Annotated in this window: 14 protein-coding genes; 7 read left to right on the top strand and 7 right to left on the bottom strand. The window is 74.7% G+C overall.

Going from position 1 to position 17,680, the window contains the following annotated elements; genetic code table 11:
- Positions 1 to 7: 7 nt before the first annotated feature.
- Complete coding sequence (locus tag OG618_RS26560) at positions 8 to 472, top strand: BlaI/MecI/CopY family transcriptional regulator (RefSeq protein ID WP_329490046.1); 465 nt, start codon at positions 8 to 10, stop codon at positions 470 to 472.
- A 412-nt stretch (positions 473 to 884) separates the two neighbouring features.
- Positions 885 to 2,375: a GAF domain-containing protein gene (locus OG618_RS26555; protein WP_329490045.1), complete on the top strand. Its 1,491-nt coding sequence runs from the start codon at positions 885 to 887 to the stop codon at positions 2,373 to 2,375.
- Here the strand turns inward: OG618_RS26555 and OG618_RS26550 are convergent.
- A complete protein-coding gene (locus OG618_RS26550; RefSeq protein ID WP_329490044.1) occupies positions 2,327 to 2,827 on the bottom strand; it encodes an SsgA family sporulation/cell division regulator in 501 nt (166 codons plus the stop codon). The genes OG618_RS26555 and OG618_RS26550 overlap by 49 nt on opposite strands.
- 391 nt (positions 2,828 to 3,218) lie before the next feature.
- Between OG618_RS26550 and OG618_RS26545 the strand changes: the two genes are divergently transcribed.
- The 3 genes from OG618_RS26545 (at position 3,219) to OG618_RS26535 (ending at position 6,499) form a co-directional block, all read left to right on the top strand.
- Entirely contained in the window at positions 3,219 to 4,550 is a 1,332-nt protein-coding gene (locus OG618_RS26545) for a hypothetical protein (RefSeq protein ID WP_329490043.1), read from the top strand.
- 152 nt (positions 4,551 to 4,702) lie between these two features.
- Positions 4,703 to 5,932 (top strand): TerD family protein, encoded by a 1,230-nt coding sequence (locus tag OG618_RS26540; RefSeq protein ID WP_329492292.1) that lies wholly within the window; start codon positions 4,703 to 4,705, stop codon positions 5,930 to 5,932.
- A gap of 78 nt (positions 5,933 to 6,010) precedes the next feature.
- On the top strand, positions 6,011 to 6,499 hold the full coding sequence (locus OG618_RS26535; protein WP_329490042.1) for a GNAT family N-acetyltransferase: 489 nt from the start codon (positions 6,011 to 6,013) through the stop codon (positions 6,497 to 6,499).
- 18 nt (positions 6,500 to 6,517) lie between these two features.
- Here the strand turns inward: OG618_RS26535 and OG618_RS26530 are convergent, their stop codons facing one another.
- From OG618_RS26530 to pruA, 3 genes are all read right to left on the bottom strand, one after another.
- Positions 6,518 to 7,210 carry an RraA family protein gene (locus tag OG618_RS26530; RefSeq protein WP_329492290.1) on the bottom strand — a complete coding sequence of 231 codons (693 nt, stop codon included), beginning with the start codon at positions 7,208 to 7,210 and terminating at the stop codon, positions 6,518 to 6,520.
- Positions 7,211 to 7,347: 137 nt separating this feature from the next.
- Positions 7,348 to 8,277 carry a proline dehydrogenase family protein gene (locus tag OG618_RS26525; protein WP_329490041.1) on the bottom strand — a complete coding sequence of 310 codons (930 nt, stop codon included), beginning with the start codon at positions 8,275 to 8,277 and terminating at the stop codon, positions 7,348 to 7,350.
- A 124-nt stretch (positions 8,278 to 8,401) separates the two neighbouring features.
- Entirely contained in the window at positions 8,402 to 10,030 is a 1,629-nt protein-coding gene (pruA, locus tag OG618_RS26520; RefSeq protein ID WP_329490040.1) for an L-glutamate gamma-semialdehyde dehydrogenase, read from the bottom strand.
- Between the two features lie 347 nt (positions 10,031 to 10,377).
- On the opposite strand from pruA, the gene OG618_RS26515 reads away from it, so the two are divergent.
- Entirely contained in the window at positions 10,378 to 11,979 is a 1,602-nt protein-coding gene (locus tag OG618_RS26515; RefSeq protein ID WP_329490039.1) for a PucR family transcriptional regulator, read from the top strand.
- A gap of 139 nt (positions 11,980 to 12,118) precedes the next feature.
- Here the strand turns inward: OG618_RS26515 and OG618_RS26510 are convergent, their stop codons facing one another.
- Together OG618_RS26510 and OG618_RS26505 are read right to left on the bottom strand one after the other, a co-directional pair.
- Positions 12,119 to 13,600 carry an alkaline phosphatase PhoX gene (locus OG618_RS26510; RefSeq protein ID WP_329490038.1) on the bottom strand — a complete coding sequence of 494 codons (1,482 nt, stop codon included), beginning with the start codon at positions 13,598 to 13,600 and terminating at the stop codon, positions 12,119 to 12,121.
- Positions 13,601 to 13,943: 343 nt separating this feature from the next.
- Positions 13,944 to 15,089, bottom strand: a complete 1,146-nt coding sequence (locus OG618_RS26505) for a hypothetical protein (protein ID WP_329490037.1) — start codon at positions 15,087 to 15,089, stop codon at positions 13,944 to 13,946.
- 223 nt (positions 15,090 to 15,312) lie between these two features.
- Between OG618_RS26505 and OG618_RS26500 the strand changes: the two genes are divergently transcribed.
- A complete protein-coding gene (locus tag OG618_RS26500; protein WP_329490036.1) occupies positions 15,313 to 15,756 on the top strand; it encodes a VOC family protein in 444 nt (147 codons plus the stop codon).
- A gap of 52 nt (positions 15,757 to 15,808) precedes the next feature.
- On the opposite strand, the gene OG618_RS26495 is transcribed toward OG618_RS26500, so the two are convergent.
- Positions 15,809 to 17,479 carry a hypothetical protein gene (locus OG618_RS26495; protein WP_329490035.1) on the bottom strand — a complete coding sequence of 557 codons (1,671 nt, stop codon included), beginning with the start codon at positions 17,477 to 17,479 and terminating at the stop codon, positions 15,809 to 15,811.
- Positions 17,480 to 17,680 lie beyond the last annotated feature (201 nt).

The raw sequence follows: 17,680 nt of genomic DNA, 5'->3' as shown, positions 1-17,680 counted from the left end.
CGCCGCCATGTCCGACGTACCGCCGGCCCGCCGGCCCGCCGGGGAGCTGGAGGCCGAGGTGCTGGCCGCCCTCTGGGCCGCCCGCGAGCCGCTGACGCCGCAGGACGTCCAGGCGGCCCTCGGCCGCGGCCTCGCGCGGACCACCGTCGCCACGATCCTGGCCCGGCTGCACGACAAGGGCACCGTGGAACGCACCCGGGCGGGGCGCGCCTACGCGTACACCCCGACCGTCCAGGACCGGGCCGGGCTCGCCGCCCGCCGGATGCACACCGAGCTGGGGCGGGAGGCGGACCGGTCCACCGTGCTGGCCCGCTTCGTCTCCGACCTCTCCGGCGAGGACGAGCAGCTGCTGCGCGAGCTCCTCGGCGGCGGCGCCGGTACCGTCGCCGGGGCCGACACCGGCGGGGACGGACCCCCGGACGGGAGCGCGGGCCCGAGGGGCGCCACCGGGCCGGTCACCCCGCGATCCTGACCGTCCGGGTGCCGCTGCCGCTGCCCTTCCTCGCCGCCCGGCCGGCCCGCCGCCCCGCCGCCCCGCCGACCAGCATGTGGACATGCGCCCCCCGCGCGCCTCCATGCGCCGAGCGCGCCCCGAGGCTGCCCGGGAGACCCGCCGCCCGCACGCCCTCGCGCACCACCTCCGCGCCCTCCACCTCCGAGCCCTCCGCGTCCGGGCCCGCGCCCTGCTCCACTCCCCCGGACCGCACCGCCCCGGTGGTCGATTTTCGGCCGCGCGGCACTCATAACTTGTTGGCATGTCCACTCTGATACCGGTGACCGGCCCTAGTTGGCCGACCCCGTCCCCAGGACCGGGCGGCCCCCGTACGCTTTCGTCAGCGCGTCGGCCCCGACGCGCCCTCGATCGGCGGCGAGGAGCAAACCGAGTGCGGCAGACCGGACGGCAGAACCGACGGCCAGAGCCCCGAAGTCCGTCGAGCCCGGCGGAGCTCGCCAGGCTGCACGACCGCGCCCTGGCCGAACCCGTCACCCACGGACCGGCCCGGGAGGCCGGCCCGGGAGGCACCGACCCGCTGCCCGGGCCCCGCCCGGAGATCGGCGACTCCTGGGCCCGGCTGCGCCGCCTCGGCCTGGACCCGGACGCCGGCGCCGCCACCGTCCACCTGGGGCCGGCCGAGGTCGAGCACCGCCGCCGCGCCAGCGGCCTCGACATCCTGCTGCCGGTGCTGCGTGACACCCTGCTCGCCCCGGCCGACCACGTCCCGCTGATCCTCGCCATCGCCGACGCCGAGGGCCACATCCTCTGGCAGGAGGGCGAGCGCAGCCTGCGCCGCAGCGCCGACCGGATCGGGTTCCTCACCGGCGCCCGCTGGATCGAGGAGAGCGTCGGCACCAACGGCATCGCCTCCGCCCTGCGCGCCCAGCGGCCGATGCAGGTCCACTCCGCCGAGCACTACCTGCGCAGCCACCACTCCTGGACCTGCGTCGCCGCCCCCGTGCACGACCCGGGCACCGGCCGGCTGGTCGGCGCCATCAACCTCAGCGGCCCGGCCGGCAACGTCCGCCCGTACCTGCTGCAGCTGACCGCCACCGCCGCCCGGCTCGCCGAGACCGAACTGCGCGCCCGCCGCCTGGAGTCGCTGCACCACCTGCGCACCCTGGCCGCCCCGCTCCTGGCCCGGGTGGACGGCCCGGCCCTGGTGGTCGACGCGGCCGGCTGGATCGCCTGCGCGGCCGGCCTGCCGCCACCGGTCCGGCTGCGGCTGCCCGCCGAGGGCTGGAGCCCGGCCGCGGTGCACTGGCTGCCCGGCATCGGCGAGTGCTCCGTCGAGCCGCTCGCCGACGGCTGGCTGGTCCGGCCGCTGGGAGACGAACGGACGGCGGACGGCGCCGCCGCGGTGACCGCCGAACAGGCCGAGGGGGCCCGGCTCCGGCTCGACCTGCGCCGGCCGGACCGCCCTGAGCTGTCGGTGCGCGGCGCCGCCGGCAGCTGGTCGCACGCGCTCAGCCCGCGCCACGCCGAACTGCTGCTGCTGCTCGCCACCGAGCGCTCCGGGCACAGCGCGGCGCAGCTCGCCGACGCGCTCTTCGGCGACCCGGCCCGGACGGTGACGGTCCGCGCCGAACTCTCCCGGCTGCGGCGGTACCTGGGCGGCCTGCTGGCCCACCGGCCGTACCGGTTCGCCGATTCGGTCCTGGTCACCGTGGACGGACCGGACGACCCGTACGACCTGCTGCCGGTCTCCTCCGCGCCGGCCGTGCGCCGGTTGCGGGCGGCTCTGGCCGCGGGCGCCGTCCGGCTGCCGGGCGGTCCCCCGCTGCCGGCCCAGCGCACCCCGGGCGACGACGTCGCCCCGGCGTCCCGGCCTCAGCCGCCGGCCAGCAACGCGGACAACTGGGCGTCGGTCGGGCCGTAGGCCTGCTCGGCCTCCTCGGAGACCAGCGCGTACGTCCGGTCCAGCCACGCCTGAACCCTGGGCTTGGAGACCTCCAACAGGGCACTGCCATGGGGGGATTCGAGGGCCAGGTGCAACGTCGAGCCGTGGCACGGACAGTAGGCCGGCCACAGCTTGACGTCGCCCTGGCCGCTCAGCGAGCGCAGGCCGTCGCGCAGCAGATCACGCGAGAACACCCAATCGGCCTCGTCCGGCCGCCCCAGATGGAACGTCAGCAGTACCTCGTACGGACGCTCGGCATCGAACCGGAATCGCGTCCGCACCTCGCCGACGACTTCCTCGCCCAGCGAGATCCGCAGTGTCAGCACCTCCTCCACCGCCGCCGGAGCGGCGGTGGAGCCTGCCTCATCGCCGCCCGTGGGGGTGGCGGCGAGAGGGGCACTGGAGGGTGCTGACAACGGGTCGGACGGCATGACGGGCTCTCCGGGACGGCGTGGGATTCCCCCACCTTGCGCCACCGGAGGCCGGACCGGCAAGGGTTGCAAGGAGGTTGCAATAATCCGCGCACCGACGGCCCGGGCCGCGCAGGCCTTGTCAGACGGACCGTCAACTTCCGTTCGGGGAAGGGCCGTCCACGGAGTTGATCGATCCCGCGCGAGGGCTGGCCAGGGCCCGGGCAGCCGCTGGTACGCTCGTCCCCCTGCCGGCGCGGGCTCCTGCGCGTCCACCGGCGGACCCGCACGAGCGACCCCGGACGAACCCGGGTGAACCGGCGGCAGTCCGCCCATGACGGCGATTCGGGCCTGTCGGCAGCGCATGGGAGAATGCGGCGACTCAGCGACGGCTTCGGGGAGGGAGGGTCGGGTGGCTCTGCGCGAGGAGACCGGGCCGGACGCGCGGCACGAGCGCGACCTGCCGCGCGAGCGGCACGGCCGGCACGGCCGGCCCAAGCCGTTCGGGGGCCGGCTCCGGCTGCCCACCCTGCGGTTCTCCGGCGCCGCGATGGCGATGTCCACCGTGGTCGGCATCAGCATCGCCACCACCTGGCTGCTCCACGAGCAGCAGGGCGTGGGACGCCGCGCCGGAGTGGCCCAGGTCGGGTCGAGCCCGCCGCCCACCCCCGGCGCCGACCGGGCCGACGCCGCCTCCGCGCCCGACTCCTCGCAGGCGCCGGCCGCGCCGCTGCCGTCCGGGCGGCCCTCCGTCCGCCCCGCCGGCCCCGCCACGTCCGAGTCGCACGCCTCGCACCCGCCCGTCTCCGGCGTCCCGGCACCCCGCTCGCCCGCCCCGGGCTCGGCCGTGCCGCTCGCCGAGGGCCGGACCGGCGGCCGGAGCGCCTCCGACACCCCGTCGACCCAGGCCCTCGGCCCCTCCCCGCAGCAGGACGGCCTGACCGCCGCCACCACGCCGCCACCCACCGACGGGCCGTCCCACCAGCGGCCCGAGCCCGTGGAGTCCGGCCAACCGCTCGCGGCCCGATCGCCCGAGCCGCCCAAGCCGCTCGCCCCCGCCCCCGCGCCCGCGCCCGGCGCGCCCGGCGTCCGGCCGCCCACCGACCCCACCGACGGCTGGACCGGCCTGCCGCCCGGCGCGCAGGACCCGACCACCGTCCCCAAGGACCCGACCGGCGGTACCGCCCCGGGCCCGGGCGACCCCGACGACACGGTCGACCACGCGCTCACCGGCGCCGCACTGGTCCAGTCGCTCGGCCGCGACGGCACCCGGCACGTCCTCACCCTGACCGTCACCGAGCCGCTCACCGCGCTGCAGGCCGAACTCCGGCTCGCGCCGGACGCGACGGCCCCGGGCGGTCCGGCACCGGACGCCGCCGCCCCCTCCGGCACCGCCTGGACCGACCTGGCCGGCGCCGTGGTCACCACCCACCACGAACGCGGCACCCTGGTCTACCGCTTCACCACCCCGCCCGGCACCGACGTCCCGCCCGGCCGCTACACCTTCGGTGTCCGGCACACCCGCCCGGCCGGGCCGCCCGCCCCCGAGGTACCCGCCACCGGCGCGCCCACCACCGGCGTCCCCGGTGCCGCGCCCGCACCGGCCGCACCGGGGCGCGGGGAGAGCGTGCCCACCGGCCCCGGCAAGGCCGCCCCGGCCGAGAGCTGGAGCGCCTCGGCGTTCGGCATCCACCACCCGCGGGCCGTCGCCGCGCTGGGGGCGTTCGCCGTCGGACCGAACTGACCGACCGTCCGACAACCCGACAGGTCACCGCCTTGATCGGGCTCGTCTCGACAACCCCGTTCGTTACTGTGGGTACCACTCGGCACGGCGCCCCCGACTCGGGTCCCGCACGCCGTGCCACCGCATCCGAGGAGGAGTTCGTGTCCACGGTCCTGACCCAAGGCGGCAACGCCCCGCTGACCGCCGCGCGGGTGACCGTCGAGGTCACCGCACCCAAGGCGCTGGACGTCTCCGGCCTGCTGCTGACCGAGGCCGGAAAGGTCCGCTCGGACGCCGACTTCGTGTTCTTCAACGCCCCGCACGGCCCCGGTGTCACCCACCGCCCGGCCTCCGGCGGGACCCCGGACGCGATCACCATCGACACCGCCGCCGTCCCGGCCGGCATCACCAAGATCGTCGTCACGGCGAGCCCCGACGAGGCCGGCGCCACCTTCGCCGGCATCGAGCCGACCGCGACGGTCCGGGACGCCGACTCCGGCCAGGTCCTGGTCACCTTCACCGCTCCCCAGCTGGGCCGCGAGACCGCGCTGATCGTGGTCGAGGTCTACCAGCGCGGCGGCGCCTGGAAGGTCCGGGCGGTCGGCCAGGGCTACGCCAACGGCCTGGCCGGCATCGCCACCGACTTCGGCGTCACCGTGGAGGACGAGCCCGCCCCGGCGGCCGCCACCGCCACCCCGGTCGCCCCGCCGGTCACCGCCCCGGCCCCGGCTCCCGCCCCGGCCCCGGTCGCCCCGCCGCTGCCGCAGAGCGCTCCCCCGATGCCGCCGGCCCCGCCCGCGGCGCCCGCCGCCCCGCCGGCCCTCACCAAGATCACCCTGGACAAGGGCCGGGTGAACCTCACCAAGGGCGGCTCGGTCTCCCTGGAGAAGAACGGCAAGCCCTTCCTCTCCTCCGTCCGGATGGGACTCGGCTGGGAGCCCGCCGGCCGCGGCCGCAACATCGACCTGGACGCCTCCTGCATCGCCTTCGACGCCAAGCGGGAGAAGCTGGACACCGCCTGGTTCATGAAGCTGGGGATCTTCAACGGCGCCGTCGCCCACTCCGGCGACAACCTCACGGGCGCGGGCGGCGGTGACGACGAGTCGATCACCGTCCACCTGGACGGCCTGCCGCCCGAGGTCTGCGGCCTGGTCTTCGTGGTCAACTCCTTCTCCGGCCAGAAGTTCACCGACGTCAAGAACGCCTACTGCCGCCTGGTGGACGCCGGTTCGGACCAGGAGCTGGTCCGCTTCGACCTCACCCAGTCCGAGCCGCACACCGGCGTGGTGATGTGCAAGCTGGTCCGCCAGTACTCCGGCGAGTGGGTGATGACCGCGATCGGCGAGTACGTGGACGCCAAAACCGCCCGCGCCATGGTCAAGCCCGCCGCCTCGATGCTCTGACCCCCCGGGTGCCCGGGCCCACCGCCCGGGCACCCGAAAACGCTGGCCGGCGTCCGGTCGGCGTGCCATCCTGTCCGGATGTTGATCAGGGAAGCCACCCCCGAGGACTGGCCGTCCATCTGGCCGTTCTTCCACGCCATCGCCGCCGCGGGCGAGACGTTCACCTACCCGCTCGACCTGACCTTCGAGCAGGGCCGTGAGTGGTGGCTCCTCCCCGCCCCGAGCCGCACCGTGGTCGCGGTCGCCGAGGACGGCACCGTCCTCGGCAGCGCCAAGATGAACCGCAACCACCAGGGCAACGGCTCGCACATCGCGAGCGCCAGCTACATGGTCGACCCGGCGCACTCCGGCCGGGGCGTCGGGCGCGCGCTCACCGAGTACACCCTGGAATGGGCGCGTGCGGCGGGCTACCGCGCCATGCAGTTCAACGCCGTGGTGGCGAGCAACGAGCGCGCGGTGGGGCTGTACCGGTCGCTCGGCTTCGACATCCTGGGGACCCTCCCCGAGGGCTTCCGCCACCCCGTCCACGGGTACGTCGGCCTGCACGTCATGCACCGCGCGCTCTGAACTCCGGCCCGCCGCCCGCTACTCCTCGATCGCGCCGCCGACCCGCCGCAGGTGCTGCCGGAAGCTGTACGACGGATCGGCGGCCCGCCGCACCAGGTAGTCGTCGAACGCGGTCTGCCGGCGCAGCGTGTCGCCCGAGCGGATCCGCTCGGCCTGCGCGCGCTCCGTCCGCGCGATCCCGCCCGCCACCTCCAGCACCTCGTCGACCCGGGCGGCCGGCACGAACAGCACGCCGTCGGCGTCCCCGAACACCACGTCCCCGGCGCTCACCAGGTGCGTCCCGAACCGGGCGGTGACCAGCGCCTCCGGCTCCCGCTCGTCGAGCCGCAACGGGCCCAGCGGCAGCGCGCCGTAGCTGAACAGCGGCAGCCCGATCTCCACCAGCTCCGGCGTGTCCCGGTGCAGGCCCCACACCACCACCCCGGCCACCCCGGCGGCCTTCGCCTCCAGCACCGCGAGGTCCCCGAGGCAGGCCTCGTCGACCCGCCCGCCGTTGTCGACGACCAGCACGTCCCCGGGCTCGGCCGCACCGAACGCCTCCAGGAACACGTCCACGCTCCCGTAGTGCCGCACCGGCAGCACCCGCCCCGCGACCCGCCGCCCCGCCACCACCGGCCCGACCCCCGCCGGCGCCACCCGCAACCCCACCCCCACCCGCACACACGCATCCGCCACCAACGGCGTCGACAACTCCGCGAAGGCCTTCAGCACCTCAGCCACCTGCCCAACTCGACGGGAACCGACCACACTTCACCGCCCCCGATCCTAGGCCGCCCCGCCGCCCCCGACGACGGACGGCCCGCACCCCCCTTCCACAAGGAGTGCGGGCCGTCCGTACAGCAGGGGCCTCAGCCGCGGGTCGCCATGGCCCGCAGGAAGAAGGTCAGGTTGGCCGGGCGCTCGGCGAGGCGGCGCATGAAGTAGCCGTACCACTCCTCGCCGTACGGCAGGTACACCCGCATGGTGTTGCCCTCGCCGGCCAGGCGCAGCTGCTCCTCGGGGCGGATGCCGAACAGCATCTGGTACTCGAAGGAGTCGCGCTCGCGGCCGTTCCACCGGGCGAGCTGGCCGGCGATCTTGATCATGTTGGGGTCGTGCGAGGCGATCATCGGGTAGCCCTCGCCGGCCATCAGGATCTTCAGCGCGCGGACGTAGGCGAGGTCCACCTCGTGCTTGCCCTGGAAGGCGACCGACTCGGGCTCCTTGTAGGCGCCCTTGCAGAGCCGCACGCGGGAGCCGGGGCCGGAGAACTCGCGGCAGTCGGCCTCGGTGCGGCGCAGGTAGGCCTGGAGCACGACGCCCAGCCAGGGGAAGTCGGCCCGCAGCTCCCGCGCGATGGCGAGGGTGGAGTCCGTGGTGGTGTGGTCCTCCATGTCGAGGGTCACCGTGGTGCCCGCGTCGGCGGCCGCCTCGCAGATCCGGCGGGCGTTCTCCAGCGCGATCTTCTCGCCGTCCACCGGCAGGAACTGGCCGACGGCCGACAGCTTCACCGAGACCTCGGCGCCGGCCGCCAGGCCGGTGTCCTTGAGCGCGGCGAGCAGGTGCTCGTACGCCTCGGCGGTCCCGGCGGCCTGGGCGGCGTCCTTGGTGTCCTCACCGAGGTGGTCCAGGGTGACCTTGCGGCCGGTGGCGACCAGGTCGTCGCAGGCGGTGACGGCGTCGTCGAGGGCCTCGCCGGCGACGAACCGCTCGACTATCGCGTGGGTCGGCGGGAACTTCTCGACGACGGTGCGGACCTGCGGGGAGCGGGAGGCCGCGAGAAGGGCGGAACGGAGCATCGTGACTCCTGGAGCTGGTGCTTCTAAGGGTGGCAGAAGGGGGTGGCGGGGGCGGGCGGCCAGGGGTGGGGCCGCCCGCCCCCGCGGGGACGCCCGGCTGCGGGACCGGGCGTCGGCGGGGCACTCAGCCCATGTGCGGGTAGCGGTAGTCGGTCGGCGGGACGAAGGTCTCCTTGACCGAACGGGTCGAGGTCCAGCGCGCCAGGTTCTGCTTGGCGCCGGCCTTGTCGTTGGTCCCCGACGCCCGGCCGCCGCCGAAGGGCTGCTGGCCGACGACCGCGCCGGTCGGCTTGTCGTTGATGTAGAAGTTGCCGGCCGCGAACCGCAGCTTGTGCATCGCGTCCTGGGCGGCCGCGCGGTCCTGGGAGATGATCGAGCCGGTCAGGCCGTAGGCCGACACCGACTCCATCTGGGCCAGCATCTCCTCGTACTTCTCGTCCTCGTAGACGTGGACGGCGAGGATCGGGCCGAAGTACTCGTCCTTGAAGTACTCGCTCGCCGGGTCCGCGCAGACCAGCACGGTCGGGCGGACGAAGTAGCCCACCGAGTCGTCGTACGTGCCGCCGGCCAGCACCTCGACGGAGTCGTCCGCCCGGGCCCGGTCGATCGCGGCCTTGTTCTTGGCGAACGCGCGGTCGTCGATGACGGCCGACATGAAGTTCGACAGGTCGTTGACGTCGCCCATGGTGAGGCCCTCGACCTCGTCGCGGAAGGCGTCCTTGAGGCCGGCCCAGAGCGAGGCCGGGACGTAGGCGCGGGAGAGCGCCGAGCACTTCTGGCCCTGGAACTCGAAGGCGCCGCGGGTCATCGCGGTCTTCAGCACGGCCGGGTCGGCGGACGGGTGGGCGACCAGGAAGTCCTTGCCGCCGGTCTCGCCGACGATCCGCGGGTAGGTGCGGTAGCCGGAGATGTTCTCGCCGACGGTGCGCCACAGGTGCTGGAAGGTCGGGGTGGAGCCGGTGAAGTGGATGCCGGCCAGCGCCGGGTGCTTCAGCGCGACGGCGGAGACGTCCAGGCCGTCGCCGGTCACCATGTTGATGACGCCCTTGGGTAGCCCGGCCTCCTCCAGCAGCTGCATCAGCAGGTGCGCGGAGAACTGCTGGGTCGGGGAGGGCTTCCAGAGCACCACGTTGCCCATCAGCGCCGGCGCGGTCGGCAGGTTGCCGGCGATGGCGGTGAAGTTGAACGGGGTGATCGCGTAGACGAAGCCCTCCAGCGGGCGGTGGTCGCTGCGGTTCCAGACCCCGTCCGAGGAGATCGGCTGCTCGGCCAGGATCTGCCGGGCGAAGTGCACGTTGAAGCGCAGGAAGTCGACCAGCTCGCAGGGGGTGTCGATCTCGGCCTGCTGCGCGGTCTTGGACTGGCCGAGCATGGTGGCCGCGGCCAGCGTCTCGCGCCAGGGGCCGACCAGCAGGTCGGCGGCCCGGAGGAAGATCGCGGCGCGCGAGTCGAAGGAGAGCGCCTGCCAGGCCGGAGCGGCGGCCAGGGCAGCGTCGATGGCGTCCTGCGCGTCGGCCTGGGTGGCGTTGCGCAGCGTTCCGAGCCTCGCCGCGTGGTTGTGCGGCTGGACGACGTGGATCTCGGTGCCGCCGCCGAGGCGGCGCTCACCGTTGATCGTCATGGTCAGCTGGACCGGCTCCTGGCCGCCCAGCTCCTTCAGCTTGGCCTCCAGGCGGGCCCGTTCGGGGCTGCCGGGGGCGTAGCTGTGGACCGGCTCGTTCACCGGCGCGGGGACCTGGGTCACAGCATCCATGAGCGCACGCTCTCCTTCGGTTCATGCGGGGGATGCCGACGCGGGTCGCACGTCGGCCACAGGACGAACGCTATTCCTGCACCGGGCTCCACTTGATTGGCCGGGCGGCTAAAGTCCCCCGTACGGCGTTGTCCGGCCCGACGAAGGGGTCACGGCGCGGTCACGGCCACCGCCGGGCGGGCCACCGGACCCGCCGGCCGCCGGCCGGGCCGCTCGCCCACTCCCGAGGCCTGTCCGCCCCGCTAAAATCGGCGGTACGCGATGGTCCGTTCGCACGATGCCCGACGGTCCGTCCGCACCACTCGCACTGATCCGCCCCGGTTCGCACGAGCGTGAAGGAGCCTCCGGTGTCGCAGCCCGCCGGCCTCCCGCTCCGTCAGCTGCTGATGTCCCTCGGCGAACCGCTGGTCGAGCTCCAGGCCGCCCCGCTGGGCCTGGACGTCGCGGTGCGCGACGTCGCGATCCTCGACCCGGAGGACCCTCCCACCGCCGCTCCCGGCGAACTCGTGCTCGCCATCGGCGCCCGGGGCCGGGCCGCGCTCCCCGCGCTGCGCGCGGCCGGCCGGGTGGGCGCCGCCGCGGTCGCGGTGAAGCTGGACGGCCCCGGCCAGGCCGACGCGCTGCGGGAGGCGGCCACCGAGGCGGGGGTGGCGCTGCTCTCGGTCCGCCGGGAGACCCGGTGGGAGCACCTGGACTCGCTCGCCCGGGCGATCATCGCCGGCCCGGACACCGCGGACGCCGCGGGCGCCCCCGAGCACAACGCGGGCGACCTCTTCTCGCTCGCCCAGACCGTCGCCGTGCTCACCCACGGCATCGTCTCGATCGAGGACACCTCCAGCCGGGTGCTGGCCTACTCCCGCTCCTCGGACTCCGACGAGGTGGACGACCTGCGCCGGCTCTCCATCCTCGGCTGGCAGGGCCCCGAGCCCTACCTCTCCAAGCTGCGCGAGTGGGGCATCTTCCAGCACCTGCGCACCTCGGACTCGGCCATCGCGGTGGACCCGCACCCGGAGCTGGGCCTGCGCCGGCGCCTGGCGATCGGCATCCGGACCGGCGCCCAGCCGCTCGGGACGATCTGGGTGCAGGAGGGCGCCCAGCCGCTGGCGCCGCTCGCCGAGCAGGCGCTGGTCGGCGCGGCCCGGGTGGCGGCGGCGCAGCTGGTCCGGCGGCGGCGAGAGCTGTCGGCGGACGTCCGGCTGACCCGCACCCTGCTCACCGGCCTGCTGGAGGGCTCGACCGGGCCGCAGTCGCTCGCCACCCACCTGGGCCTGGACCTGCGCCGGCCCGCCACCGTGCTGGCGTACAGCGCGCCGACCACCGAGGCGCTGACCCGCGCCGAGGTGACCGGCCTGATCTCGGTGCACACCGCCGCCCGCCACCGCAGCGCGCTGCTCGCCCCGATCGAGTCCCGGGTCTACGTGCTGCTGCCCGAGCTGCCGGCCGGCCTGCCGATGACGACGGTCCGCGACTGGGCGCAGGAGGTGGTGGAGGCGGCCCGGGACCACCTGGGCGTCCCGCTGCGGGCGGCGATCGGCTCCACGGTGGACGGCCTGGCCCAGGTGCCCGACTCCCGGGCGCAGGCGGACCGGATCCTGGACGCCATGGGCCGGGGCGGGGTGGACCTGGAGGTCGCCGCACTGATCGACGTCCAGGCGGAGGTCCTGGTCAGCGAGATGCTGGCCCTGCTGCAGGAGCGCTCGGGCCTGCGCGACCCGCGGCTGACCGCCCTGACCGCGTACGACCGCCGGCACGGCACCCGGCTCGCGGAGTCGGTGCTGGCCTGGCTGGACGCGCTGGGCGAGGTCCGGGTCGCGGCGGACGCCCTGCACATCCACCCCAACACCCTGCGGTACCGGGTGCGCCGGGCCGAGCAGCTCACCGGTGTCGACCTCGCGCAGCCGCAGCAGCGCCTGCTGGCCATGCTCCAGCTGCGCCTGCCGGAGGAGTGACGCCCGCGTCCGGGGGCTCGGGAAAGCCGGACCGGGAAAGCACGATCGGGAAGCCGGACCGGGAAAGCACGATCGGGAAGCCGGACCGGGAAAGCCGGGAGGGGCCCGCCGGAGCGGGCCCCTCCCGGCCTCAGCCTGATCAGGCGCCGTAGCCCTGACCGCGCTTGTGCTCGTTCAGGCGGTGCCACGGGCCGGTGATGGCCAGCTGGATGCCCGGGGTCTGGATGTTGGCGAACAGCGTCTTGCCGTCGTCCGAGAAGGTGACGCCGGTGAACTCGCTGAACTCCGGCTTCTCGGCGGAGCCGATGTTGAGCTCGTTGCGGGCGATCGGGTAGGTCAGCCCGTCCTCGGTGGCACCGAACAGGTGCGAGACGCCCTCGCCGTCCTCGGCGATCACGATGCCGCCGTACGGCGAGACGGTGATGTTGTCCGGGCCGTCGAAGTTGTCGTGGTCGCCCCAGACGTCGGTGTTGACGCCGAGCAGCACCTTCAGGGTGATGGTGCGGCGGACGGGGTTGAAGAACCAGACCTGGCCGTCGTGCTGGAGCGGGCTCTCCGAGCGGGCGAAGCTGGAGACGAAGTAGAAGCCGCCGTCACCCCACCACATGCCCTCCAGCTTGCGGGCGCGGGTGACCTCGCCGTCCTTGAACTGCTTGCGGACGGAGACGGTCCTGGCGTCGCGGTCCTGGACCTTGACCCAGTCCACGCCGTAGGTGGTGCCGACCTTGGTGGCGCGCGACAGGTCGTCGATGAACTTGCCCTGCGCGTCGAAGACCTTGAAGGCCTCCAGCGTGCCGGCGTCGTCGGCGAGCTTGCGCAGCTGGTAGCGGCCGTGCTTGAAGCCGGCCGGCGGGGTCCAGCGGAACAGCAGCCCGTTGGGGTTCGAGGCGTCCTCGGTCAGGTAGACGTGGCCGCGCTTCGGGTCCACCACGACGGCCTCGTGCGCGTAACGGCCGAAGGCCTTCACGGGCTTGGGGTCGAGGTTGTACTCGTCGTCGAACGGGTCGACCTCGAAGATGTAGCCGTGGTCCTTGGTGAAGCCGTTCTTGCCGGCCTTGTCCTCGGTCTCCTCGCCGGACAGCCAGGTGCCCCACGGGCTCACGCCACCGGCGCAGTTGGTGGAGGTGCCGGCGATGCCGACCCACTGCTCGACCGTGCCGTTGCGCTTGGCGTGCACGATGGTGCAGCCGCCGGCCGCGCCCGGGTCGTAGACGTGGCCCTCGGTCAGCGGCACCGGGTACGCCCAGCCGGAGCGGGCGCCGCTCAGCTCGTGGTTGACGACCAGCAGGTTGCCGCCGCGCTCGTCCTCGAAGGCGGAGGTGCCGTCGTGGTTGCTGGGCGTGAACTCGCCGGTGCGCAGCTTGGTGACGCCCGCGCGGTTCACCACCTTGTAGCTGAAGCCCTTGGGCAGCGCGAGCAGGTTCTCCGGGTCCTTGACCAGCGCGCCGTAGCCGACCGCGGCACGCTCGGCGTCGGCGGTCGCGGCGTCCCGCACCTCGCCGCCGACCGGGGCGGCGATCGCGCCCGGGGCGCTGGCCAGCGCCTCGGCGCTACCGGCGATCAGCACGCCGGCCCCGACGAGGGTGGAACGGTTGACGAAGTCCCGACGGGACAGCGACATGTGAGTCACTCCTGAGAGGTGGGGCGCCGACCGGAGCGGAGCCCGGTACGTGGCGTGCGAGGTGTCGAGGTAGCTCGTCGACGCCTGCAGACTCCGCCGGTGTGATGAACGCCCGGTGAAGCGGACACCGCGTCAGGGTGTTCATTTGCCGACCTTATTCGAATCCATGACCCGTTCTTTGCCCCGTGCACCGCAGGTCACGGCCGCGCCGCAGAACAGAACCGCGGAACAGTGCCACGGAACAGCGCCCACCGAACAGCGCCATCGAACAGCCGCGGAAACGGAGCCGGAGGACAGCCGCGGAGCGGAGCGGCACCCGGGCGCGGCGGTCCGTCGGCGGCGCTCACCGCCCCGCGCGGGCCGCTCGCCACTGCTCCCAGGCCGCGAGCCAGAGCTGCTCGCCGATCCGCTCCTCCTCCCAGCCGTCGCCCGCCGCGCCGGCACCCTCCGCCCGGTCCCGCCAGAGCTGCTCCCAGGCACGCTGCGCGGGCAGGCTCGCCACCTCGCTGGCGAAGACCGTGTAGCGGATGACCTCCTCGACCGCGGCCACCCCCTCCACCGTGCCGACCACCCACTGGGTCTGCCGGGACAGCCGGTTGAGGTGGTTGACCATCGCGGTGACCGCTGCGACCGCCTCCTCCCGGCTCTCCGAGCCCAGCCGCATCTGCTGGCGGACCGCGGCCTCCCAGCGCAGCGCGCCGGTCTCGCCGCGCAGCCCGCGCGGCAGCCGCGGCGTGCGCCCGGCCCGGACCTGCGCCTCGATCGCCGCGGACTCGGCGATGCCGTGCTCGATCACCGCCCGGTGCGCCTCCAGCCCCACCGTCGGCGGGAGTTCGCGCTCCTCGACCGGGACGTACCGGGCCCGGCGGGCGGCGAGGCCGCGCAGCAGCGCCGTCCGGCCGCGCAGATGCCGCTCGACGTCCTCGATCGGGGCCAGTTCGAGGCTGCCCGGCACCACGCCGCGCCCGCAGACCGTGACGGTCAGCCCGTCCACCCGGAACCGGCCCGCCCAGACCGGGCCGGCACCGGGGGTGGCGCCGAGGCCGGGCAGCGGGGCGTCCGGCCGGTCCCAGGGGTCGCGCAGGTCCTCGTGGACCTCCACCGCGCACGGCTCGCCGTCCACGGTGATCCACTCGCGCAGCGCCCGGACCCGGCCGGGGCAGTCGCCCTCGTCGACGCCGAGCTGCTCGTAGACCCGGTCGCGCTCGTCCTCGACCACGTCCTCCAGCTCGGGCAGCGCGCCCGGCCGGTCGGCCCCGGGACGGTAGGTGCGCACGGTGACGTACGGGCCGTCGGCGGAGGTCCAGTCGCCGGAGCAGACCTCGACCCAGGACAGCCGGCCGTCACAGGTCTCGAACGCGGTCAGCGCGTCGCCGCCCGGGTCGGCGCCGCGCACGACGCCGTACACCGGGAAGCCGGCCGCGGCCAGGGTGCGGCGGGAGAACTCCTCCTGGTCGGTGAAGCGGTCCTCCCGTCCGCGCGGGTCCATCCACCGCGCGCCGTCCCCCCGGAGACCGTCCTGCCTGCCACCGCTCTCCCGCGTCATCCCGCGCCGCACCCCCGTGTCCTCGCCGCCCGCACACCGCCTGCGGGACACGATACGTGGCCCGACCTGCCGGGTCATCAGCTCCTTTGCCCCGCCGGACGGATCGCCACCCGCGCCGTCGTGTCAGGACGCGCGTTTGTCAGTGCCGCTTCCTACGCTGTCGGGCATGACAGCAACCCAGGACTTTCCCGCCCGCATCAGCATCGTCACCCTCGGGGTGACCGATCTCGACCGCAGCGCCCGGTTCTACGAGGACCTCGGGTGGCGCCGTTCGTCGGTCTCCAGCCCGGAGATCGTCTGGTTCCGCACCGCCGACTCGGTGCTCGGCCTCTTCCCGACCGACGAGCTGGCCGCCGACGCCGGGGTCCCCGCCCTCGGCGAGCCGTCGTTCCGGGGCGTCACCCTCGCGGTGAACCTGGAGTCGACCGAGCGCGTGGACGCCGCCCTGCGGACGGCCGTCGAGGCGGGCGCCACGGTGGTCAAGCCCCCGACCGCGACCAGCTGGGGCGGTTACTCGGGCTACTTCGAGGACCCGGACGGCCACCTGTGGGAGCTGGCCCACAACCCGTTCTTCCCGTTCACCGCGGAGGGCTCACTGGACCTGCCGTGACCGGCCGGGCGTCCCGCCCCGGCCGGCCCGGCCCCGCACGCCCCCTGGGCCCTCAGCTCTTCGAACGCGCCTTGAAGGCCGCCTTGCGGGCCTCCTTGGCCACCGTCCGGTCGAGGTGCAGCTCGCCGACCGCCTCCAGCACGTCCGCCGTGTAGGGGTGGTCGACCCGCCAGAGCTCGCCGAAGTAGCTCGCCGGGTTGCCGGTCACCGGCAGGTCGGCGATCAGCTCGCGAAGCAGTTCGGCGTCGCCGCCGGTGTCGAGCAGCTGGGCGGCGAAGGTGTCGATCACCGTCCACAGCGCCATCCCCCGCTCCGGCGCGGGCACATCGGTGGCGCCGAGATCCACCAGCCAGGCCCGCGCGGCCCCGCCCAGCTCCGGGTCGTCCAGCACCTCCCGGACGGCGGGCTCGGCGGGCCGGCCGATCATGCCCAGCGCCAGCCGGCTGAGCATCCGGCGCATCGGGGCGTACGCGTCGTTGCCGCGCGACGCCGCGAGCAGCTCGCGGGCCGCGTCCACCGGCTCCCGGTCGGTCACCCAGACCTGCAGCTCCTCCTCGGGCAGCACGTTGGCGGCCTCGCAGATTCCGCGCAGCAGCTCGGCGGCATCCCCCTGGGCCAGCTCGCCGACCAGCGGCGCGTCGTAGCCGTCCTCCAGCAGCCACTGCCGGATGCCGTACTGGCCGAGCGGGGTGAGCCGGACCAGGCCGAAGCGGGCCGACTCCTCCTCGTCCAGCGGCTCGTCGCCGACCCCGCCGCCGAGGGGCTCCGGCCCCTCCTCCTCGTCGAACAGCTCCGGGTCGATCGGGCGGTAGTCCAGCACGCCGAGTTCGGCGAGGTCGTTCAGCATCGGGTCCAGCGCGACCATCACATCGGTGATGTCGCCGAGCAGCTCCTCGCTCGGCTCCTCGCCCTCCGGGACGACCAGCAGCGCGGCCAGCACGCCCAGCGGCACGGTCTCGGTGCCCGGGTCGGCGAAGGCGGTCGTCTCGTAGAGCACCTGGAGCGCCTCGTCGAGCAGCTCGGCGGCCTCCTCCCGGGCCTCCTCGACCCGCGCCAGCCGCTCCTCGTCGTCGTCATCCTCCGACTCCGGCTCCGGCTCCCCCACGGCCCCGGCGCGCTCGGCCGCCTCCTCGGCGGCCTCCTCCTCCGGCAGCGAGTCGGCCTCCACGGCCAGCTCCCGGACGATCCCGGCGGCGGTCAGCCAGAGTTCCAGGACGGTCTCCGCGTCCCCCCGCTCGGCCGGCTCCAGGTCCGGCCCGGGAATGGCCACGTGCTCACCGGCGGCGGTGGTGCCGATCTCGATGAGGTCCAGGTCGCAGGCCAGCGACCAGGCCCGCATCGCCTCGACCACGGCCTCCTCCGGCGCCTCCCCCTGCTCGGGCGCGAGGCCGAGCAGCCGGGCGGCGGGCGCCCGGTCCGGACCGGTGAGGTCGCCGAACTCGTCCACCTCCCGGTGCGGGGCCGTCCAGCGGGCCAGCTTCAGCGCGTACCCGAACATCGGCACGGCCTTCGCCTGGTCGGCCAGCTCGGACTCGGCCGGCAGCCGCACCGGCGGCACCAGCACGGCGGCGTCGTCCAGGTCTTCGTCGTCCAGCCCGTGCGCGGCGAACGCCCCATAGAGGTCCTGCAGCTCCAGGTCGGCGGGCAGCACAGCGCCGACCGCCCCCTCGTCCGGCGCACCCGCCGACGGAGCCCCAGCGTTCTTACGACGTCGTCCGGCCATTGTCGCGCGTTCTCCCTACAGCCAGCGGTCGGCCGATCCGTTCCGGCCGCAGTGGATCAGCTCCCTGTGCCGGTCCACTACCTCAGCGTATAGGCCGGGCACCCCCGATGCCCGGCCTCCAGGGGCGCGCGCCGCAACCGTGCGCCCACCCCTTATCCTTCGAATCGGCACCGTGCACACCCCGCGCGGGCCACCGGGCAA

It is taken from the genome of Kitasatospora sp. NBC_01246 (genome assembly GCF_036226505.1).
GTDB lineage: Bacteria > Actinomycetota > Actinomycetes > Streptomycetales > Streptomycetaceae > Kitasatospora.
The sequence above is the reverse complement of the archived record's forward strand: the minus strand, read 5'-3'. Positions and strand labels throughout refer to the sequence as shown.